Raw genomic sequence first — 19,930 nt, 5'->3', positions numbered from 1 at the left:
GAAATCAATGCTTGTCGAAGCCTGTCTGTGAGACTGTGGGAAAGGATGCCGACGCCGCTCCATAACATTCGTCAGCTGGGTGGGGACGCGCTTGACGATTGCAATGGCCCGGAGATGACGTCCTGGCAGGGACACATTGCCTCCGGAGGCGAATGCCGCAGAACCTTGAAAAGGGCCTGTGCGACGCCGGCAAGGGGTCGGGGCAGCTCGCGTGAAGAGTGACAGGCAACCCAACACTCAGCCTGGCACGATGTGCCGGTTGAGAGGATGTCCTGATCTTCGCTCGAAGCCCCATAGCCTTGTTCCGCAAATAGAATGAGCGCAAAATACTTGGCTTACAAGGGACTTTTGACCGGACTTGCGTAAACTTCATTAAAAAACAGCTTTCTGTAGAGTTACCTTCAGATTCACACTGTTGGGGCAAGTCGACCGGAGGTTGTCGCGTCAAGCCAGGAGAAATCAGGGGCAATTTTCTTACCGGCGCGTGAAAATCGCCTTACTGTCTTTTAATGACCACAATGCTTGTGGCAGGCTTATGCTGGCCCACATGCCCAATACAGGCAAATTTTTCAGTGACTTGGAGACAGGAATGAAGACAATCGGCATATCGAGACAGGCCATGGTAGCTGCGCTGGTGGGCGTGGCGATGGTAGGCTCTTTCTCCCTCGCCCCACAGATCTTCAGCCCGGAGGCGGGTGCCCAGCCGATCCAGATTGAAGCGCCACGGGGCGCGCCGCTCAGTTTTGCCGATTTGATCGAACAAGTTGAGCCTGCCGTGGTCAGCGTCAACGTCACCACCGAGCGCGAAGTCGGCCGTATGGCTGACATGCAGGAATTCTTCGAACAATTTCGCGGCATGCCTGGCCTGGATGAGTTCATGGAACAGCGCCGTCAGGAAGAGGAAGAAGAACCGGAAACGCGCGAGGGTCGCTCGCTTGGGTCGGGCTTCTTCATCTCCAAGGATGGCTACATCGTTACGAACAATCACGTGGTTGAAGGCGCTACGGCCATTCAAGTCGTTCTGAAGGACGGGACGGAGCTCGACGCCGAACTGGTCGGCACCGATGCGCAAACGGATCTGGCTGTGTTGCGTGTCACTGAGCCGGGCGAGTATCGCTTCGTCAGCTTTGGCGACTCCCACACTATGCGCAAGGGCGACTGGGTGGTCGCGCTTGGCAATCCGTTCGGACTTGGCGGCACTGCCACTGCGGGCATCTTGTCAGCCGATGGCCGCGAGATTGGCCCGGACAGCCCCTATACGGATTTCCTCCAGATCGATGCCTCCATCAACCGGGGCAATTCCGGTGGCCCCACCTTTGACCTCAATGGCAATGTGATTGGTGTGAACACGGCGATCTTTTCGCCGACGGGCGGTTCTGTCGGGATCGGCTTTGCGATTCCGGCAGAGCTCGCCAGTGAAGTGACCAAGTCCCTGATCAAGGACGGCAAGGTCTCACGCGGCTGGCTGGGTGTTGCCATCCAGGACCTGACAGATGATATGGCCGAGGCCCAAGGCATCAAGGATGCCAAAGGTGCAATCATTGCCGATGTCACCAATGGCAGCCCGGCAGAAAAAGGCGGCCTCGCACGTGGCGACATCATCCTGTCCGTAAATGGCGACAAGGTCACCGATGCCACATCGACGACGCGGCTGGTCGGCAAACTGATCGCCAATACGCAGAACAAGTTCGAGATTATTCGCGGCGGCAAGAAGCAGACCCTAAATGTCACCGTTGGCGAGCGTCCGAGCAATCCGAATGCGATCGTCGAACCGGCGCTTTCTTCGTCAGCCACGACGGCGCCGGATACCGGCAAGGAAGTGAAGGAAGTTGGCGCGACGTTCGAGAAGATGGACGACGAATTGCGCACCCGTCTTGGCTTGCGTGAAGGCGAAAATGGCCTGCTCGTGTCGGGCATCACCAAGGACGGCGTCATGGAAGAGGCCGGCATTCAGGAAGGCATGGTCATCCTGGAAGTGAACAACAAGCCGGCCACATCCGTCGAAGCCTTCCGCAAGGCAATTACCGACGCCAAGAACGCCAAGCGCACGAAAATTCTGATCGCAGTCCGTATTGGCCAGATCACGAATTATCGCACCATTGACCTGTCGGACGCCGAATAGGAGATTCCGATGCTTGATACGGTTCAGGAAGACACCATGCATGTTCTCGTAATTGAAGATGACATCGAAATGGCCAGCTTCATCGAGAAGGTTCTGGTCGAGGCGGGCCACCGCGTGGACATGGCAACCGATGGTGATAGCGGCCTGGCCATGGCGCGGGCGTCTGAATTCGACGCGCTTGTCGTAGACCGGATGCTGCCGGAAAAAGATGGCCTGACCTTGGTCAAGGAATACCGGGAAGCGGGCGGCAAGACGCCGACCCTCTTCCTGTCAGCTCTGGGCGATGTCCAGAATCGGGTGCAGGGGCTGAAGGTTGGCGCGGATGACTATCTCGCCAAGCCATTTGCTCCGGCCGAACTTGCTGCACGGGTCGAGGCACTCGGCCGTCGCCTGCCGGTGGAGCAACAGGTGACGGTCCTGAAAGCCGGTGATCTTGAAATGAATCTGCTGACCCGCAAAGTGACGCGGGCCGGGCAGAAGATTGACCTTCAGCCGCGCGAGTTCCGTCTGCTGGAATATCTTATGCGCCATGCCGGACAGGTCGTGACGCGTACCATGTTGCTGGAGAAGGTGTGGGATTATAATTTCGACCCCCAGACCAATGTGATCGACGTCCACATCTCGCGCCTGCGCGCGAAGATCGACAAGGAATTCGAAGAGCCACTTCTGCATACGGTGCGCGGGGCTGGCTATCGCCTGCAGGGCTAGACGCCCGGGCAGGCGACTGGCACCTAGCACCACATGAGACTCGCACTGCCGACCTTCCTGAAGACGACGACGTTCAAACTGGCGCTGATCTACAGCGCCATGTTTGCGGCGTTTTCGGCTGCGTTGCTGGTCTATCTCTATTATTCGACGGTCTATTATATCCGCACGGAGAGCGAGCGGCGGATGGATCTCGAATTCGAGCAGCTTGGAAACGCCTATTTCACAGGCGGAATGGAGCGTCTCAGCCAGTCCGTTCTGGAGCGGATGACGCGCACCGGCTCTACCTATTTCTACTATCTTGAAGACTCTTCGGGCCGAAAGATTGCGGGCCATTTCGGGCGGATGCCGACGGCGCCGCCAGCAGCAGACGTGCAGACCGTTTATTTCGAGTTCCGCCAGCAGGAGCCGGACGGAACCGAGATCCTGCGGCAGGCAGCAGGTCGTATCGTGCGCCTGCGTGACAATGGTGGTGCTTTGCTGGTGGCATTTGACACCGAACAGCAGACGGCGATTGTGGGGCGCATACAGCGCGCAATCTTCATTGCCGCTCCCATCGGGTTGGTCTTCTCATTGCTGGGGGGAATCCTGATTTCGCGCGGAGCCGCGCGACGGGCAGATGAACTCGCGCGGACGGCCGAGGCCGTGATGGGCGGGGAATTGGGCAGGCGCGCGCCCGTGCGCGGATCTGGCGACGAGTTCGACCGGCTGGCGTCCCGGCTGAATGCCATGCTCGACCAGATCGAGAAGCTGGTGGATTCAACGCGCCATACCGGGAACGCAATTGCGCATGACCTGCGCTCGCCGCTCTCGCGCCTTCGCAATCGACTGGAGATCGCCCTGTCCGAACCGATGTCACGCGAAAGCGCCGAGGCTACTCTGGAAGTGACGGTCGAGGAGGTGGACCGGGTGCTCGGCACGTTCAACGCAATCCTCCGCCTTGCGCGGTTGGAAGCGGGTGCGGAAGGCGAGCGTGTACGGATGGACGTGTCGGAACTCGGCGAAGAACTGGCCGAACTCTTCGACCCGGCCTGCGAGGAAGCGGGACTTTCCTTCAAGAGCCAGATTTCTCGCAACCTTACCATTCTTGCGGATCGTGACCTTGTGGGTCAGGCCTTGTCGAACTTGCTCGACAATGCCGTGAAGTACACGCCCGAAGGCGGTGCCATCACATTCTCCATTACGCGCGGCCCGAATGGCACCGTCGATATGACTGTTGTGGATTCCGGGCCCGGTGTCCCGGAGGGCTCGCGCGAACTCGTCGTACAGCGCTTCCAGCGTATGGATTCGGCGCGCACTCAGCCTGGATCCGGCCTTGGTCTCGCGCTCGTCGATTCCGTGGCAGACATGCATGGCGGCAGTTTGATCCTGAGTGATGCGGGCGGCGATCCGGACATGCCGGGTCTGAAGGCCACGCTGCGCCTGCCGAGAGTGTGATGCCCGTATGCTGACGATCCTGCCAATCGCAGATACCGCCGAAGCCGCGCTGGAGCGGGCTCTGCCAGCGGCGCCCTATTTGCGGCGCCTGCATGAGACGGGCGTGCGCGGGCATTGGCGCGATGCCTTGCAGGCCGTCAGGGATATTCCAGCCGATTTGCCCGAAGCCGATGTCATGGCAACCATGCGCAAGGCCAAGGCGCAACTGCATCTATCGCTCGCAGCAGAAGACCTGGCCGGCGTGTTGCCAGTAATGGGTGTGACGCGCGCGCTCAGCGAGTTTGCCGAAGAGTGCCTTGAAGCAGTATTGCGTGCGTCTCTCGCCAAACGGGAGCTTGGCGGCGCGGGCATCTTCGCGGTCGCCCTTGGCAAAATGGGCGCGTATGAGCTGAACTATTCCAGCGATATCGATATCTGCGTGTTCTATGAGCCGGGTGTGTTCATGGACGGTGACTTTTCCGCCGGGGAGACCGCACAGCGTATCGCACGGGACCTCGTCCGCATGATGCAGGAAGCGACGGGTGACGGTTATGTGTTCCGAACCGACCTTCGATTGCGGCCCGATCCGTCGTCGACGCCCCTGGCGGTCTCAACGAAGATGGCGGACCTTTACTATGAGAGTGTGGGTCAGAACTGGGAGCGGATGGTCTGGATCAAGGCGCGTCCGACCGCCGGAGACCATGCGAGTGCGGACCGTTTCCTGAAAATCCTGCAGCCTTTTGTCTGGCGCCGTAATCTCGACTATTGGGCGATTGGCGACATCCAGGCCATCAAGCGGATGATCAACAGCAAAGTAGGGCGCGCCGATTTCGAGACCGTCTCGCCGGATGTGAAGCTGGGGCCGGGCGGTATTCGCGAGATCGAATTCTTTGCCCAGACGCAACAATTGATCCTTGGTGGGCGACAGTCGGAACTGCGCGATAATTCCACGCTCGGCGCGCTCGCCGCGCTAACGGGTGCAGGTGTGGTCGAACGCAACACGGCCGAGGAATTGGAGACGGCCTATCTCGCCTTGCGCAATCTGGAGCACAGGGTCCAGATGCGCCGCGACGAGCAGACCCATACCGTCCCGGCGGGCGAAGATGACCGCAAGGACGTGGCCATGCTTTGTGGCTATGCCGATCTTGCCTCATTCGACCGGGACTTGCAGGCCACACGCCGCTGCGTTCAGGCGCACTATGACGGTTTGTTTGCTCATGAAGACCGGGCACTGGACGCCAGTCCGCTTGGCAATCTTGTCTTCACGGGTGTTGATGATGATCCGGGGACGATTGAAACGCTTGCTTCGCTGGGCTTCAGCAACCCAAGCGCGGCCATTGAGTCGATCCGGTCCTGGCATCGGGGGCGCGTGCCAGCAACGCGCACGGCCCGGGGCCGGGAACTGCTGACAGCCTTGCTGCCAAGCATGCTGGAAGCGATGGGCAAGACGGGTGAGCCTGATGAGGCGTTTCGCTGGTTCTCGCGTTTCTTCGAAGGGATGTCCTCTGGCGTGCAGACGCTGTCCATGCTGTTGGCGGAGCAGACCCTGCTGGATGATCTGGTATCCACACTCGCGCTCGCGCCGCGCCTTGCGCAGATTCTGTCACGCCGCCCCGACCTGTTGGAAGCCTTGGTCAGTCGTCAGGAACCGCCACGTCCGGTGATTGACGACACGGTCAGTTTCGATGGCGCGCTGGATGCGTGGCGACGCTACCACCGGGAACAGAATTTCCTGATCGGGCACCGCTTGTTGCATGGCCTGATCAATGCGCGCGATGCCGGGGCGCACTGGTCAGACCTTGCCGATGAGACCATTCAGGAAATGGCCAGCGCCGCTGAGTGTGAAACCGAGGACCGCTATGGTCCGCGGCCGGGCAGTTGGGCCATCTTTGCCATGGGTAAGCTGGGCGGGCGGGAACTGACGGCCGGGTCCGATCTCGACATTATCGTGATCTACGACGCAGACCCGATGGTGGCGCAGACCTGGTACACGCGATTCACGCAGCGCCTGATCACGGCCTTGACGGCTCCCACAGCTGAGGGGGATCTCTACGAAGTCGACATGCGATTGCGGCCTTCCGGCGGCGCCGGACCCGTTGCGGTCAGCGTGCCGGCTTTCGAGCGCTACCAAAATCATGATGCCTGGACCTGGGAGCATATGGCGCTTACGCGCCTGCGACCGGTCACGGGCGACGAGGCGCTCTGCTATCGCATCATGAAGATCGCCTGCGAAGCTATCGTCGCGCGCGCGGGCAAGACGGATGGTACGATCTCACAGGACGTGGCGGACATGCGCCAGAGGCTCTATCGCGAGAAGCCGGGGACAGGCCTTTGGGACCTGAAGACGGCCGAAGGCGGTCTGGTGGATGCCGAGTTTGTCGTTCAGCGCGACATGCTGTTGCGTGGCGAACCGGATGCGATCCGTTCCAATACGCGCGAGGCGATTTCCTGCTCGTCGCTTCCGGAGGCGGAAAGGACGTTACTTGAAGAGGGAGTCACCTTTCTTCAGTCGCTCCAGCAGGTTCACAGATTGGCGCTCGGCAGCGAAATGGCGGGCGGGCACATACCGGAAGGCTTGAAGGACAGGCTCTGTCGATCGGTGGATATGGAGACATTCGACGCGCTTGAGGCAGAAATTTCCTCAGTGAAATCAAAGATTCACATGCTGGCGGTGAAAAAACTTCAGCTTTGAGCGACGGAAACTCCGGGCCAACCCGTTCAATACGCGATGGGTGAGTAAAACAAACGGAGTTTTCTCAATGAAACGTACTACGATTGCAACCGCTTCGATCGCCGCCATTGCGGCCCTGGCCCTGCCAATGATCGCCATTGCCCAACCGGGCGACGGTCATCGCGGCAAGGGACATCACGGCCAACGCGGCAATATGGAAGCCATGATTGCTGAAATCGATACCAATGGCGATGGAGACCTCTCCAAGGCAGAAATCGATGCGCACCGCGCTGCGAGATTTGCAGAGGTTGACGCCAATGGCGATGGCGCCGTGACGCAAGCCGAACTGGATGCGCATCACGAAGCCAAGCGCGCTGAACGTATGGCGGAACGCAAGGCCAAGATGTTCGCGAAGCTGGACACTGACGGTAACGGCACGATCAGCGCCGAGGAGTTTGCCAGCAAGGAACGTCCCGGCTTTGACAAGGTCGATGCCGATGGCGATGGCATTGTGACGAAGGAAGAAATGGACGCCATGAAGTCGAAGATGAAAGATCGTCGCGGCGGTAAGCACAAGCGCGGCGACGGCCCGCAGCCTGAATAAGGACGACCTCCCGATGGGCCGGAAGCCAGAGATGTATCAACGTGATTTACCGCGATATGACGATGTTCTTCCGGCCCGTTTTCGGTTAAGTCCTCTGCCTTGGCTTTCAGTTCAGACCTCGACCGGATCACACGAGCAGCAGCGGGCGACCCCGCTGCTGTCTCCAGCCTTGTCGACCGCTACAGCAGCGGCGTCCTTGCCTTGGCAACGCGCATGCTCGGCGACCCTTCAGAGGCTGAAGACGTGACACAGGAAACCTTCCTCCGCGCCTGGAAGGCGCTGCCGGGATGGGAACCGCGTGCGAAATTCTCAACCTGGCTGCACCGGGTTGCCCTGAATCTCTGTTACGATCGGCTGCGCAAGCGCCGTGAAGTGACCATGGAACACCTGCCGGAGCGCACTGATCCGGCCATGACCCCGGCAGAATTGCTGGATCAGTCCCAGCGGGTCCGTGCGGTGGAAGATGCAATCTCCCACTTGCCGGAACGCCAGGCCGCAGCATTGACGCTATGCGCCCTGCAGGGACATTCTCAAGCCGAAGCCGCAGACATCATGGATGTCAGCGTGGAGGCACTGGAAAGTTTGCTGGCACGTGCACGACGCACGCTTCGCACCAGCCTGTTGGAGAGGGCCGCATCATGAGCGGACAATTGATTTCAGACGACCGGATCCTGGCCCTGATCGAGACCTATGGGGCCGATCCCCACATGTTTCCCGAGGAAGAGCGGGCGGCTGCCCGTGCGCGCATGAAGGCGCATCCAGAACATTTTTCTGGTGCAATTGCCGCTGCCCGCGAGATTGATGCCCTTTTGGGTGAGGTCCCGGATGTTGTGACCTCTGAGAGTTTGCGCGACGCCTTGATCGCGTCTGCGCCAAAGGCGGCCCCTGCACGCAAGTCCGGCTGGAAGTTGCCGGTCTGGGTTCCCGCAGGCGCGTTGGCATCGCTGACGGTCGGTGTGTTCGCCGGTATGAGCGTAGCCCAACCGATCACGACGCAGGACGAGCAGGCCGAAGCGGCAGTTTATGCTGCGCTTGGATTTGATACGTACACACTGGTACTGGAAGATGAGGCGACGCAATGAATGAGACCCCGGCCCGAGCGCCGCGCCGAATTTCTTTCTGGATGACGATTTCCCTGTTGTTCAACCTGCTCCTGTTGGGGCTGGTTGTTGGCATGCTGGTGCGCCAGATACCTGATCGTGGCCATCGTGAAGAGCGGCCCCGGTTGGCCCAAGACATAGATACTGAAACACGCCGGGCTATGTTTGGCCTGATGCGGGAATCCTATCGCGAATCCCGAACAGAACGCGATGCGCGCAATGCAGTGCGTGCGCAATTGGCAGACGCGCTGAAGGCGGATCCTTTCGATGCAGAGGCCGTCCGCGCGGCATTTGCCGATCTGCGCGCGGCGGAGGGGTCGGTTCATGCGGCCACGCATAAGGCGATGATTGCCCGGCTCGAAGCGCTTCCCCCAGAGCAGCGCCGTGCCATGGCCGACATGTTGGCCCGTGGGCCGGAACGGGACCGGCGCAATCGCCGGAATTCGCGCCCGCCCAAAGACTAGGGGTTTTCTTCTGACCGCGGGCGCTCCAGACTGCCTTGAAACAGGAGGGCAGGATGAAGGAATATGCGGCGTTTGATGCGATGGGGTTGGCCGAACTGGTCCGCGCCGGTGAAGTCTCTTCAAAAGAATTGCTGGACGAGGCAGTGTCGCGGGCCCATGCCGCGCAGTCTGAACTGAATTGTTTTTCCAGCCTTTATCCCGACCTTGCCGAAGCCCAGCTGGCAGACTTGCCCACTGACGGGCCGTTTGCCGGCGTGCCTTTCATCACCAAGGATCTCGCCGTGATGATCGATGGCGCGCCTCTGACCAATGGGTCAGTCAGCTGGAAGGGGCATGTCTCGTCGCAGGATTCGGTGCTGACAGAACGCTATCGCAAGGCGGGGCTCGTCATGTTCGGCCAGACGACCAGTCCCGAATTCGGCCTGACCACAACCACCGAGTCCACGCTCTATGGCCAGACGCGCAATCCGTGGGATGTGACGCGCACATCGGGTGGCTCGTCGGGCGGGGCATCGGCGGCTGTCGCGGCAGGCGTCGTGCCATTGGCGCAGGCGAGTGATGGTGGGGGCTCAATCCGCATTCCAGCCGCCTGCACCGGTCTGTTTGGCATGAAGCCGTCGCGCGGGCGCACGCCGATGGGCCCCCTTCAGACTGAAGGCTGGAACGGTATGTCTACGGTTCACGCCGTCAGCCGCACGGTGCGTGACAATGCGGCCTTGCTGGACGCCTCACATGGCCGCGAGACCGGCAGCCGCTATGTGGCACCAGCTCCGGAGGGCTCCTTCCTGGAGGCCGTGTCGCGAGACCCTGTGCCGCTGAAGATCGCACTTTGGCGTACCGCGCCGAATGGCACCGAATTGAGCCCCGAAGCAGCCGAGGGTCTGAAGGCCACGGGGCATCTGCTGGAAAGCCTCGGCCACACTGTGGTTGAAGCCGCGCCTGTACTGAACGGGGAGGAGTTGGGCAAGGCGGCGCTGTTCACCATCTCCGCCAATGTCGCCGCCGCGATTGATGCGCGCTCGGTGATGCTCGGCCGCGACGTGCGCGAGGACGAGCTGGAGCCGATTACGTTTGCGATGGCCAATCTGGGTCGGACCGTACCGATGATGGAGCTGGCGCGTGCGAACAATTTGTTCAATGCGGCGGCAATCACTTTTGAACGCTTCCTGGATGATCAGAAGCTCGACCTGATCCTGACGCCGACCCTGTTCCGCCCGCCAGAGAAATTGGGTGTGCTCGCACTGACGGCCTCCCCCGAGCAAATGAATGCAGCCGTGTCGACTTTTGCGCCGCTCTGTCCATTGTTCAACCAGATCGGCGCACCGGCCATGTCGGTGCCACTTCATTGGACCAATCCGACCGAGACCGCGCCACAGGGTCTGCCGCTTGGCATGATGTTTGGCGGACGCTGTGGCAGCGAAGAATTACTGTACTCCCTCGCCGGACAGTTGGAGCGCGCCGACCCTTGGGTCGACCGTTTCCCACCTGTATGGGTTGGGTAGAGCGGCCAGATGAGCGAGTTCACGACACATCAGGGCGGATGCCATTGCGGCGCAGTGCGGTTCGAGGTGGACCTGCCGGCGGCCTTCGAGGTTGAGGATTGCAATTGCTCCATCTGCGCGATGAGTGGCAATATTCACGTCATCGTCCCGGCCAGCCGGTTCCGTCTTCTTCAGGGGGCCGACGTCCTCACTGAATACACATTCAACACGGGCGGCGCCAAGCACCGCTTCTGCAGGACCTGCGGGATCAAGAGCTTCTATGTGCCCCGCTCAAATCAGGATGGATTTGCCGTGACATGGCGGTGTATCGATAACTGGCAGGCGCTGGACGTGACGGTGAATGCGTTCGATGGTCAGAATTGGGAGGCCAATGCCGCAGCATTGGCCCACAAGTCGAAGGACTAGCCAGCCGTAACGGCGGTGCCGGAGACGGCGACCATCATCATGGAGCCATTCTGGCCGATGACCGTGTAGTCAAATTTCGCGCCGACAATCGCATTCGCGCCGAGCTTGCGGGCTTCTTCGATCATCTCGTCCATGGCGCCATCGCGGGTTTCCCGCAGCGTACTCTCATAGGCATTGGACCGGCCGCCAACGAGATTGGTGAAGCTGGCAAGGATGTCCTTGCCAAGATGCGCGCCAATCACGACCTCGCCGCAGACAATGCCGCGATATTCTGTGATCTCATGGCCCTGCAGGGTCGGAGTGGTGGAAACGATCATGTCTTGCTCCATTATTATTGTTTATCAATAATAACTGGGGTGGGCCGAGTGGTTTTCAAGAGGTTTTTCCTTTCAGAAAAAGCGCCTTGATTGGTTTTGCGCACAATTCGATGACAGAGGGGCGGGGCGCAACTGCAAATTTGTGCGCAAAAAGGCCGCCCCAAAGAAGCACGATCGACAACCCTGCTAGGCGGCTGTCCAAAGGATGCAGAAATGCGTGCAGACCGGCACTCGCCGCAGCCACCAAGATCAGGACACAGCTAACGGAAGCGACATCCGCAAGGATTTCCTCCGCGGCTGTTGGCTTCCGGTCCAATTCCTATTCCGCCGCCGTCTTCGATCCATCGTCTCCGTCCAGCACTTCCAGCATCTTGATGGCGCTGTCGGCGATGACGGTGCCCGGTGGGAAGATGGCCGAAGCACCGGCGGCGTAGAGCGCATCGAAATCCTGTGGCGGAATCACGCCGCCGACAATGATCTGCGTGTGCGCCGCGCCTTCATTGCCCAGTGCGCGTTTCAGTTCCGGCACCAGCGTGAGGTGGCCCGCCGCGAGCGAGGAGGCGGCGACAATGTCGACCCCGGCCTTGCGCGCGTCGGCGGCGGCCTCTTCCGGTGTCTGGAACAGCGGGCCGATCTCGACATCCCAGCCGAGGTCCATCAGAGCGGAGGCGACAACCTTCTGTCCACGGTCATGCCCATCCTGGCCCATCTTGGCGATGTAGACTTTCGGCTTGCGGCCATGCTTCTTTTCGAACTCTGAGGCGAGGGTTGCGGCGGCCTCGGCCTTGTCGTCGCCCTTCACGCCGCCACCATAGACACCCTTGATGGAGCGGATGACGGCCTGATGGCGGCCCTGGCTGCGCTCAACGGCTTCGGAAATCTCGCCCACCGTGGCCTTCGCGCGGGCGGCATCCACGGCCAGCGCGAGCAAGTTGCCTTCGGCGCCAGCGGCGGCCGTGGCGATTGCGTCCAGCTTGGCAGTAACCTCGGCCTCGTCACGTTCGGATTTCAGGCGAGCCAGCTTGTCCAGCTGCATGCGGCGCACGGCGGCATTGTCTACCTTCAGCACAGGGACGTCTTCTTCCTCGTCCAGAAGGAATTTGTTCACCCCGACCACGGTCTGCGTGCCGCTGTCGATGCGCGCCTGCGTATTGGCCGCGGCTTCTTCAATGCGCAGCTTGGGCAGGCCCTCCTCGATGGCCTTGGCCATGCCGCCCATCTTTTCGACTTCGGCGATGTGGGCAAGGGCCTTTTCGGCAAGGTCGTGCGTCAGGCGTTCGACATAGTAGGAGCCGCCCCACATATCGATCGTCTGGCACGCGCCGCCTTCCTGTTGCAGGAAAAGCTGCGTGTTGCGGCTGATCCGGGCGGAGAAGTCGGTTGGCAGGGCGAGGGCCTCATCGAAGCTGTTCGTGTGCAGCGACTGGGTCTGGCCGCCTGTGGCTGCAATGGCCTCAAGGCAGGTGCGGATGACATTGTTGTAGACGTCCTGCGCGGTCAGGGACCAGCCAGAGGTTTGCGAATGCGTCCGCAAGCTGAGGGATTTCGGGTTCTTCGGGTTGAACTCTTCCTTGACGAGCTTCGCCCAGAGCAGTCGGGCGGCCCGCATCTTGGCGACTTCCATGAACGTGTTCATGCCGATGGCCCAGAAGAAGGACAGGCGCGGCGCAAACGCGTCGACGTCCAGCCCGGCGGCGACCCCGGCGCGGATATATTCAATACCGTCGGCGAGCGTGTAGGCCAGCTCGAGGTCTGCCGAGGCGCCCGCTTCCTGCATGTGATAGCCGGATATTGAGATCGAATTGAATTTCGGCATGTTCTGCGAGGTATAGGCGAAGATGTCCGAAATGATCCGCATCGACGGCTTGGGCGGATAGATGTAGGTGTTCCGTACCATGAACTCTTTCAGAATGTCATTCTGAATGGTTCCGGCGAGCTTTTCCGGGCCGACGCCCTGTTCCTCGGCGGCGACGATGTAGAGCGCGAGGATAGGCAGGACCGCGCCATTCATCGTCATGGAGACAGACATCTTGTCCAGCGGAATGCCGGAGAAGAGGGTGCGCATGTCATAGATTGAGTCGATGGCGACGCCCGCCATGCCGACATCCCCGGACACGCGGACATGATCAGAATCATAACCCCGGTGTGTGGCCAGGTCGAAGGCGACGGAGAGGCCTTTCTGACCGGCGGCGAGGTTGCGGCGATAGAAGGCGTTGGAGTCTTCTGCGGTCGAAAAGCCTGCATACTGACGAACCGTCCAGGGCTGGTTCGTGTACATGGTCGGGTAGGGGCCGCGTCCGAATGGGGCAAGGCCCGGATAATCATCCAGGAAGTCGAGCCCCTTGCGGTCGTCGGCGGTATAGGCGGTCTTTACTTCGACGCCTTCCGGGGTCTCCCAGGCTTCGCCAAGCTTTGGCGCAGCGGCTTTCGCATGAGGCGTGCCAAGGTCGAGTTTTGTGAAGTCAGGAAATTGGGTCATCTTTCGTGATCCCTTCTGTTCAAGATATTCTTGATAAGCTTGATTTCCAGTTCTGCATTTTTCGCCGAAACTGGCAGTTTTCTGAATTTGATTGTATGCCAGGCGGCCAGGACGAAGAGTGGTGCAAACACGGAACCCAGGATGATGTTTTCCGTGACAGGCGCCAGTTCGATGCCGAACGCGTCATAGTGTGTGATCACGACGGCGGGGGTAGCGAGCACGAGGAACGCAATTGCCCAACGCCGGTCTATCCGGTCGCGCGATTGTATTGCCACGCCGGATGTCTCCAAAAACTCGACGCGCCGACGGAGTTCCGAGTCCGACGGCAGCCGTCCTGATTCTCCCCGCAGACGGTCCTCAACCTCAGCCATCCGCTTTCGCTCGGATGCGCTGAGATCGGGAAAGTCCATGTACGTGAGTATGCTCACTACTAAAGCCCCAGTTCTGTGTGGGCAAGTTTCAGCGTGTGCAGCACATCGCAGCCCATGAAGATGTTGGAATCGATGCTGTCGCCGTCGAACTTGCCAGCCAGCCAGACATGTAGCGCGCCTGCGGCTTTCAGCGCCTTGGCGGTCTCGACGGCTTCGTCCTCATAGCGCGCATCGGCGCCGCAGATGCAGGCAATCTTGCTGCCGGAGGCCTTGAACGCGGCGGCCGCTTCAGACGGGGATTGCGGCGGCACAGGCGGCTGCGTCGCCTCAAGGCCACCAGCGGCGAAGAGGTTGCGCGCGAAATCCGCGCGCGCATTGTGCTCGGCAATCGGGCCGAGCGTGGCAAGGAAGATGGTCGGCCGCTTAGGCGCAGCGCTCGCTGCATCGCGCAGGGCTTCATACTCTTCGGCAAGACGGATGCGCGGCAGGGCGTCTGCGGTGGCGTCGGCCTCGTCGGCGGGCAGGTCCACTTTCACGAAATGGGCGAAGCCTTCAGCGGAAACGCCATCCTTCGGCGTGACCTTTGGCATGTCGGCTATGGGCGCGGTGATCTCGTCAAGCAGCGGGAACTCGCTGACGCCCGTGATCGGCACCTTGCGGTTCGCAATGTCCTTGGCGCGTGCCTCGCGCACATCTGCGATACGTTTCTGAAACGCGCCGGAAACCAGCGTCTCGGCATAGCCGCCTTCGGCTTCAATGGTCTGGAACTCTTTCCACGCCGCTTCGGCGAGGTCGTCTGCAAAGCTTTCTGTGAACCAGGCGCCGCCGGTCGGGTCGGCCACGCGGCCAAGCTGGCTTTCTTCCATGGCGATGATCTGGGTGTTGCGCGCGATGCGCCGGCCCAGCTCTTCCGGAATGCCGAGCGCCTCGTTGAACGGGCGGATGGTCAGGATATCTGCGCCGCCGACGGCTCCTGCAAAGGCTGCCGCCGTATTGCGCAGCATGTTGGTCCACGCATCATAGCGCGTCAGCATGCGACCCGATGAAACGGCCTGAAGACGCATCGGAACGGCTTGCTGATCCATCGCATCCAGAATGCGTGCCCAGAGACGCCTTGCCGCGCGCAGTTTTGCGACGCCGAGCCCGTAATTGCCATCAAGGGCCAGCGCGAAACTCATGCGCGGAATGAGCGCGGAAATGTCCGTGCGGTTGTCGAGCCGGCGCAGCGTGTCCACGGCGCTGGCGATCAGCGCGGCGAGTTCCTGTGCATCGGAACCGCCGGCCTCATGAACCATGCGCGCATCGATGCGGATCAGGCCCGCTTCGGGATAGGCCTCACCAAGAGCGGCGGCGGCCGCCGACAGGCGCGCAAAGGCCGGGTTGAGCCCGCCCTTGAGCACGCCGGTGCGCGCAAGGCAGCCGAGCGGATCCATGTTGAAATCGAATTTCAGGCTTGCAGGAGAGTCCTGCTCCTGTCCCCATAGGCCGAGTAGCGTTGCCGCCGTGACACCCGAGCCACCACCATGATCCAGCGCGATGGTGGCGATGTCGGCGCGCAGGCCTTTCAGTGCGGTGCGCAGATCGTCCAAGGTCGTGATCTGGATGCCGTGTGCGCCCGTGCAGTCGAGTTTGAGTTCGACGGACATGACGCCGCGCTCAAGATCGCGCAGCAGTTCTTCATGGGTTGCCGCGGGCGAGGGATGGGCAAAGCCTTGTCGGATATCCCAGGGCATGAACCGGTCCGGTGCGGCCGTAGCCCCGCGTAGATAGGGTGCCTTGCCCGGCGTGCCGCGCGGGTCGGTCGCGGAATCAAAGTCGCTTTCCCGGTAAAGCGGGTGAATTGCCAGGCCATCCACGGTCTTGCGTGTGATGGACTCAATACCGCGGCCCTTAAGGACCTTGTCGACACTTGCGAGCCATTCGGCTTCGGTTGCGTCGGGAAACCCGCTGCTCAGGGGAAGGAGATCGTCTGCCATGACGGGGATTTAGTCTGAACTGGGGGGGCTTGTGAACTGGTGACTGAAGGTCAGGGACGTTTGGTCGCTTGACTCGGATGACACAAAGCATGAGAATGAGAACAATTCGCAAATTAGGAGTGAGTCATGTCCGCCGAACTCTTGAGGTTTCCAGCCACTGCCCAGACAGAAATGCCTGAGGGGATGCGCCACGAAGCGTTGAGAGACTGGATGGAAACGCACACACGTATTCTCGGCTTCTGGATGGATCGTCTCATCGAGGACGGCGACTCAGAAGACATCGTATCCATGCATCATCGCCAGCAAAGTTGGCTGGCCATGATGCAGGGCCGGCTGGTCCGGGGTTGAGGGATCCCTGGCCAGCCGGAAATTCTTTCCGCGCCAACAAAAAGCCGGTGCAGGGCAATCCGCACCGGCTTTTCATTGAGGAGGTTGGACGCGGTTACTCGCCCGGCATTGGGTCGACAGGGTCAAACGTGCCGTCCTCATTCAGGGTCAGCTCTGCGATCTTCACATTGCGGAGATGGCTTTTCCCCGACAGTTGAACGTCATGATAGGCAAGATAGTATTTGCCATTGTGCTCGAAGATCGAGTGATGGTTGGTCCAGCCTTCCACGGGTTGGTTGATCACGCCCTGATAGGTGAACGGGCCGTACGGGTTGTCGCCCGTCGCGTATACGATCAGGTGAGTATCGCCCGTTGAATAGGACAAGTAGTAGGTGTCGCCGATCTTGTTCATCCAGGCGGCTTCGAAGAATCGGCGGTCATGATCCTTGGCTTTGATCGGATCGCCATGCTCGTCGAGGATCATCACGTCCTTCGGCGCTTCGGCGAAGGAAACCATGTCCTCGCCCATTTTGGCGATCTTCGGCATTAGCGCGACATCGTCAGGCTGGCCGGCTTCATCGTCACTGGTCAGAGGGTCATCATTGACGAGGTCCGTGTTGAGGTTCGGGTCGGCATTGTACTCGCCGGTCGCCCAGCGTTGCAGCTGCCCGCCCCAGATGCCGCCGAAATACATGTAGTATTCGCCGTCCGTGTCCTCATAGACGGTCGGATCCATGGAGTAGGAGCCTTCGATTGGCTCGGGCTCTGCGGTGAATGGCCCGGTAGGACTGTCGGAGACAGCTGCGCCAATATGGAAGACGCCATCGGCATCCTTGGCCGGGAAATAGAGATAGTATTTGCCATCCTTGTGGGCTGCGTCCGGGGCCCACATCTGCTGGGCGGCCCAGGCTACATCGTCGACATCCAGCGCGACGTCATGAATGGTCACCTCGCCGCCGACTTCGTCCATGGACAGGACGATATAGTCGCGCATGGCGTACTGACTGCCAAGATCGTCTTCGGGGATGCCCGCATCATAATCATGGCTCGGATACACATAGATGCGGCCATCATCCCAGACATGGACACTGGGGTCTGCGGTGAAGATCTCGCTGACCAGCGGCTCATTCAGATACTTTGACTCCGTTGGCTCGGCTTCAACGGTTTCGACCGGCGGCGCAGCGACTTCTGTCTCGGCGCTCGTCGTGGGCGCATCGCCAGAGCAGGCGGCCAGAGCCGCGGCAACCATGATAGCGCTACCATTCAAAAGGCTGTTTTTTCGCATTCCGTTTTCTCCCTCGGATGTTTTATTTTGAAACTGTCTTGGATGCTGGCCAGTCTGGCCCGAACCACAGTTTTGGGCAAGAGGTGTCCGCAACGTCACGCCTTGCCCAACATAGCTCAAACGCTAGTTTCCGTTTACGTAAACTGCGTCCCTTTTCGTTTGAGGTAATTTCTCATGGCACTACCCCCCATTCTCCAAAATTTGCGCATCCCGGTTATCGGATCGCCGCTTTTCATCATCTCCAATCCGGAACTTGTGATCGCCCAGTGCAAGGCCGGCGTCGTCGGCAGCTTCCCGGCGCTGAACGCGCGGCCCGGCCCGGTGCTGGACGAGTGGCTGGACCGGATCACCACGGAACTGGCTGAATGGGACGAGAAGAACCCGGACCGCAAGGCCGCGCCTTTTGCCGTCAACCAGATCGTCCACAAGACCAACAACCGTCTCGATCATGATGTGGAGATGTGCGTGAAGCACAAGGTGCCGATCGTGATCACCTCGCTTGGCGCGCGTCAGGAAGTGAATGACGCGATCCACTCTTATGGCGGCATTGTGCTGCACGACATCATCAATGTCGTCTTCGCGCACAAGGCGTTGGAAAAAGGCGCTGATGGCCTGATTGCGGTGTGCACCGGTGCGGGCGGCCATGCCGGCACGCTTTCGCCCTTCGCGCTGATTCAGGAAATCCGCCAGTTCTTTGATGGCCCGCTGGCCCTTTCCGGCTCCATCGCCAATGGCGGCGCGGTCGCGGCGGCACAGGCGCTGGGCGCAGACCTCGGCTATATCGGCTCGGCCTTCATCTCCTGTGACGAGGCCAATGCGGTCGACGGTTACAAGGACATGATTGTCGACTCCAAGGCAGGCGATATTGTCTATTCCAACCTGTTCACCGGCGTTCACGGAAATTATCTCGCGCCATCCATCGCCAAGGCCGGACTTGATCCGAATGATCTGCCGGAAAGCGACCCGAGCGCGATGAATTTCGGCTCCGGCGGCAATCAGGAAGCCAAGGCGTGGAAAGACATCTGGGGCTGTGGTCAGGGCATTGGCGCAATTGACAAGCGCATGTCCACTCAGGAGTTCGTGGACAAGCTGGTGCGGGAATATGACGAGGCCCGCGCGGCGCTCGCCAAGCGCCAGGCCTTTGGAGTAGCGCCTGTCGCGGCGGAGTAAGCTCGGCGTCTCCCCGACTGAAAAATTCAAAATGCCCCTGAAGTCCCAGTGATTTCAGGGGTATTTTCTCTTGCGCGGCGATCTGAATCCGGCAGGGCCGTGGGCATGTCAGCCTTGGGACATGTTGATACGCTCTGTCTCCCTGTTCGATACGACTGGCTGGCGCTGGCCGCATTTTTCGCCGCGAGAACTTGCCTGCAGATGCAGAGGCCAGTTCTGTGATGGTGCGTACTGGCACGATCCGGAATTCCTCGATGCGCTGGAAAAACTGCGGGGGGCGGTGGGCGGTCCGCTCGTCATAAATTCGGGCCACCGCTGTCGCGGTTGGAATGCCAAAATGGGTGGCGCTGAGCATTCCATGCACAAACAGATCGCGGTTGATATCGCGCTGGATGGCCATCACCGGTTTGCACTGCTGGCGGCAGCCGAATCGCTTGGGTTCACCGGAATCGGACTTGGCCGAAGCTTCCTGCATCTGGATCGGCGGGCCCGTCCGGCACGTTGGTACTACAAGGGGAGCCGTGCGCTATGGCAGACATAGTTGGACTGGCGGCGAGTGCGGCCAGGGGCGGCGTCTTCGGCCTGCTCGGCACGGTGATCGGTCGGGCGGCGGGCTATTTCGAGCAGCGCCAGTCACAAGCGCATGAGCGGGCGCGCTGGCAGCATGAGGCAGAGCTGATCAGGTTGCACAGGCAGGCCCGGCGCGAGGAGCACGCGGCGGCGGAGCAGCTGGCCGAGACCAGCGGCAGCTGGGCGGGGCTCGCCGCCTCCCTTCAGGCCGAGGCCGCGATTGGCGACAGCTATGCCTGGGTGAATGCGGTGCGCGCCCTGACCCGGCCCGTGCTGACCTTGTTGCTGTGGCTCATCACCTGGTTGGTCTTTGTGGCCTCGCCGGAGGCCGAACAGGTCAAGATTGTGGAAACTTCCACCTTTGCCGCAACGGCAGCCACCCTCTGGTGGTTCGGCGATCGCGGAGCGCAGCGCACGGCGCGTTGACGTTCCGCATCGCGCCGGTC

19 protein-coding genes are annotated in these 19,930 nt (G+C 60.7%); 14 read left to right on the top strand and 5 right to left on the bottom strand.

From position 1 onward, the window contains the following. Positions 1–589: 589 nt before the first annotated feature. The 10 genes from B2344_RS00980 to B2344_RS00935 all read left to right on the top strand — a co-directional run bounded on the left by B2344_RS00980 (position 590) and on the right by B2344_RS00935 (position 10,989). The gene (locus B2344_RS00980; protein ID WP_206991004.1) at positions 590–2,122 is read left to right on the top strand and encodes a Do family serine endopeptidase; all 1,533 of its coding nucleotides are present in this window, start codon (positions 590–592) and stop codon (positions 2,120–2,122) included. Positions 2,123–2,158: 36 nt separating this feature from the next. After that, the gene (locus B2344_RS00975; protein ID WP_034811982.1) at positions 2,159–2,830 is read left to right on the top strand and encodes a response regulator transcription factor; all 672 of its coding nucleotides are present in this window, start codon (positions 2,159–2,161) and stop codon (positions 2,828–2,830) included. Between the two features lie 33 nt (positions 2,831–2,863). Next, complete coding sequence (locus B2344_RS00970; protein WP_034811214.1) at positions 2,864–4,264, top strand: sensor histidine kinase; 1,401 nt, start codon at positions 2,864–2,866, stop codon at positions 4,262–4,264. Positions 4,265–4,271: 7 nt separating this feature from the next. Further along, complete coding sequence (locus tag B2344_RS00965; protein WP_206991002.1) at positions 4,272–6,935, top strand: bifunctional [glutamine synthetase] adenylyltransferase/[glutamine synthetase]-adenylyl-L-tyrosine phosphorylase; 2,664 nt, start codon at positions 4,272–4,274, stop codon at positions 6,933–6,935. 67 nt (positions 6,936–7,002) lie between these two features. Next, a complete protein-coding gene (locus tag B2344_RS00960; RefSeq protein WP_034811216.1) occupies positions 7,003–7,518 on the top strand; it encodes an EF-hand domain-containing protein in 516 nt (171 codons plus the stop codon). A 99-nt stretch (positions 7,519–7,617) separates the two neighbouring features. Further along, positions 7,618–8,160, top strand: a complete 543-nt coding sequence (locus tag B2344_RS00955; RefSeq protein ID WP_290484468.1) for an RNA polymerase sigma factor — start codon at positions 7,618–7,620, stop codon at positions 8,158–8,160. Continuing rightward, the gene (locus B2344_RS00950) at positions 8,157–8,600 is read left to right on the top strand and encodes a hypothetical protein (protein WP_290483445.1); all 444 of its coding nucleotides are present in this window, start codon (positions 8,157–8,159) and stop codon (positions 8,598–8,600) included. Before B2344_RS00955 ends, B2344_RS00950 begins: the two co-directional genes overlap by 4 nt. Next, positions 8,597–9,082: a periplasmic heavy metal sensor gene (locus B2344_RS00945; protein WP_290483444.1), complete on the top strand. Its 486-nt coding sequence runs from the start codon at positions 8,597–8,599 to the stop codon at positions 9,080–9,082. Before B2344_RS00950 ends, B2344_RS00945 begins: the two co-directional genes overlap by 4 nt. A gap of 53 nt (positions 9,083–9,135) precedes the next feature. Next, positions 9,136–10,584 carry an amidase gene (locus tag B2344_RS00940; protein WP_290484467.1) on the top strand — a complete coding sequence of 483 codons (1,449 nt, stop codon included), beginning with the start codon at positions 9,136–9,138 and terminating at the stop codon, positions 10,582–10,584. A gap of 9 nt (positions 10,585–10,593) precedes the next feature. Continuing rightward, entirely contained in the window at positions 10,594–10,989 is a 396-nt protein-coding gene (locus B2344_RS00935; RefSeq protein WP_290484466.1) for a GFA family protein, read from the top strand. Here the strand turns inward: B2344_RS00935 and B2344_RS00930 are convergent. From B2344_RS00930 to B2344_RS00915, 4 genes are all read right to left on the bottom strand, one after another. Further along, the gene (locus B2344_RS00930) at positions 10,986–11,306 is read right to left on the bottom strand and encodes a YbjQ family protein (RefSeq protein ID WP_206990996.1); all 321 of its coding nucleotides are present in this window, start codon (positions 11,304–11,306) and stop codon (positions 10,986–10,988) included. The two genes, B2344_RS00935 and B2344_RS00930, sit on opposite strands and share 4 nt — an antisense overlap. 319 nt (positions 11,307–11,625) lie before the next feature. Further along, positions 11,626–13,785: a methylmalonyl-CoA mutase gene (gene scpA / locus B2344_RS00925; RefSeq protein ID WP_290484465.1), complete on the bottom strand. Its 2,160-nt coding sequence runs from the start codon at positions 13,783–13,785 to the stop codon at positions 11,626–11,628. Then, complete coding sequence (locus tag B2344_RS00920; RefSeq protein ID WP_206990994.1) at positions 13,782–14,213, bottom strand: hypothetical protein; 432 nt, start codon at positions 14,211–14,213, stop codon at positions 13,782–13,784. The genes scpA and B2344_RS00920 overlap by 4 nt, the downstream gene beginning before the upstream one ends. A gap of 2 nt (positions 14,214–14,215) precedes the next feature. Continuing rightward, a complete protein-coding gene (locus B2344_RS00915) occupies positions 14,216–16,132 on the bottom strand; it encodes a methylmalonyl-CoA mutase family protein (protein ID WP_290484464.1) in 1,917 nt (638 codons plus the stop codon). A 126-nt stretch (positions 16,133–16,258) separates the two neighbouring features. Here B2344_RS00915 and B2344_RS00910 point away from each other — a divergent pair, with 126 nt between their 5' ends. After that, the gene (locus B2344_RS00910; RefSeq protein ID WP_290483398.1) at positions 16,259–16,480 is read left to right on the top strand and encodes a hypothetical protein; all 222 of its coding nucleotides are present in this window, start codon (positions 16,259–16,261) and stop codon (positions 16,478–16,480) included. 94 nt (positions 16,481–16,574) lie between these two features. Here B2344_RS00910 and B2344_RS00905 read toward each other — a convergent pair whose 3' ends face one another. Next, on the bottom strand, positions 16,575–17,708 hold the full coding sequence (locus tag B2344_RS00905; RefSeq protein ID WP_290484463.1) for a glycoside hydrolase family 43 protein: 1,134 nt from the start codon (positions 17,706–17,708) through the stop codon (positions 16,575–16,577). A 210-nt stretch (positions 17,709–17,918) separates the two neighbouring features. On the opposite strand from B2344_RS00905, the gene B2344_RS00900 reads away from it, so the two are divergent. The 3 genes from B2344_RS00900 to B2344_RS00890 all read left to right on the top strand — a co-directional run bounded on the left by B2344_RS00900 (position 17,919) and on the right by B2344_RS00890 (position 19,910). Next, positions 17,919–18,914: an NAD(P)H-dependent flavin oxidoreductase gene (locus tag B2344_RS00900; protein WP_034811240.1), complete on the top strand. Its 996-nt coding sequence runs from the start codon at positions 17,919–17,921 to the stop codon at positions 18,912–18,914. A gap of 121 nt (positions 18,915–19,035) precedes the next feature. Then, positions 19,036–19,455, top strand: a complete 420-nt coding sequence (locus tag B2344_RS00895; protein WP_290484462.1) for a D-Ala-D-Ala carboxypeptidase family metallohydrolase — start codon at positions 19,036–19,038, stop codon at positions 19,453–19,455. After that, entirely contained in the window at positions 19,443–19,910 is a 468-nt protein-coding gene (locus B2344_RS00890) for a hypothetical protein (RefSeq protein ID WP_290484461.1), read from the top strand. The genes B2344_RS00895 and B2344_RS00890 overlap by 13 nt, the downstream gene beginning before the upstream one ends. Positions 19,911–19,930: the final 20 nt, after the last annotated feature.

This window comes from Hyphomonas sp. UBA3195 (genome assembly GCF_002366485.1).
In the GTDB taxonomy this organism is placed as follows: Bacteria; Pseudomonadota; Alphaproteobacteria; order Caulobacterales; family Hyphomonadaceae; genus Hyphomonas.
This window is presented reverse-complemented; position numbering and strand designations above follow the sequence as displayed.

Excerpts from the sequence above, each read along its gene's own strand:
- scpA (WP_290484465.1), bottom strand. The coding sequence starts at position 13,785 with ATGACCCAATTTCCTGACTTCACAAAACTCGACCTTGGCACGCCTCAT.
- B2344_RS00895 (WP_290484462.1), top strand. The coding sequence starts at position 19,036 with ATGTTGATACGCTCTGTCTCCCTGTTCGATACGACTGGCTGGCGCTGG.
- B2344_RS00900 (WP_034811240.1), top strand. The coding sequence starts at position 17,919 with ATGGCACTACCCCCCATTCTCCAAAATTTGCGCATCCCGGTTATCGGA.
- B2344_RS00910 (WP_290483398.1), top strand. The coding sequence starts at position 16,259 with ATGTCCGCCGAACTCTTGAGGTTTCCAGCCACTGCCCAGACAGAAATG.
- B2344_RS00940 (WP_290484467.1), top strand. The coding sequence starts at position 9,136 with ATGAAGGAATATGCGGCGTTTGATGCGATGGGGTTGGCCGAACTGGTC.
- B2344_RS00960 (WP_034811216.1), top strand. The coding sequence starts at position 7,003 with ATGAAACGTACTACGATTGCAACCGCTTCGATCGCCGCCATTGCGGCC.
- B2344_RS00965 (WP_206991002.1), top strand. The coding sequence starts at position 4,272 with ATGCTGACGATCCTGCCAATCGCAGATACCGCCGAAGCCGCGCTGGAG.
- B2344_RS00950 (WP_290483445.1), top strand. The coding sequence starts at position 8,157 with ATGAGCGGACAATTGATTTCAGACGACCGGATCCTGGCCCTGATCGAG.
- B2344_RS00915 (WP_290484464.1), bottom strand. The coding sequence starts at position 16,132 with ATGGCAGACGATCTCCTTCCCCTGAGCAGCGGGTTTCCCGACGCAACC.
- B2344_RS00905 (WP_290484463.1), bottom strand. The coding sequence starts at position 17,708 with ATGGTTGCCGCGGCTCTGGCCGCCTGCTCTGGCGATGCGCCCACGACG.
- B2344_RS00975 (WP_034811982.1), top strand. The coding sequence starts at position 2,159 with ATGCATGTTCTCGTAATTGAAGATGACATCGAAATGGCCAGCTTCATC.
- B2344_RS00890 (WP_290484461.1), top strand. The coding sequence starts at position 19,443 with ATGGCAGACATAGTTGGACTGGCGGCGAGTGCGGCCAGGGGCGGCGTC.
- B2344_RS00930 (WP_206990996.1), bottom strand. The coding sequence starts at position 11,306 with ATGATCGTTTCCACCACTCCGACCCTGCAGGGCCATGAGATCACAGAA.
- B2344_RS00970 (WP_034811214.1), top strand. The coding sequence starts at position 2,864 with ATGAGACTCGCACTGCCGACCTTCCTGAAGACGACGACGTTCAAACTG.
- B2344_RS00980 (WP_206991004.1), top strand. The coding sequence starts at position 590 with ATGAAGACAATCGGCATATCGAGACAGGCCATGGTAGCTGCGCTGGTG.
- B2344_RS00945 (WP_290483444.1), top strand. The coding sequence starts at position 8,597 with ATGAATGAGACCCCGGCCCGAGCGCCGCGCCGAATTTCTTTCTGGATG.
- B2344_RS00935 (WP_290484466.1), top strand. The coding sequence starts at position 10,594 with ATGAGCGAGTTCACGACACATCAGGGCGGATGCCATTGCGGCGCAGTG.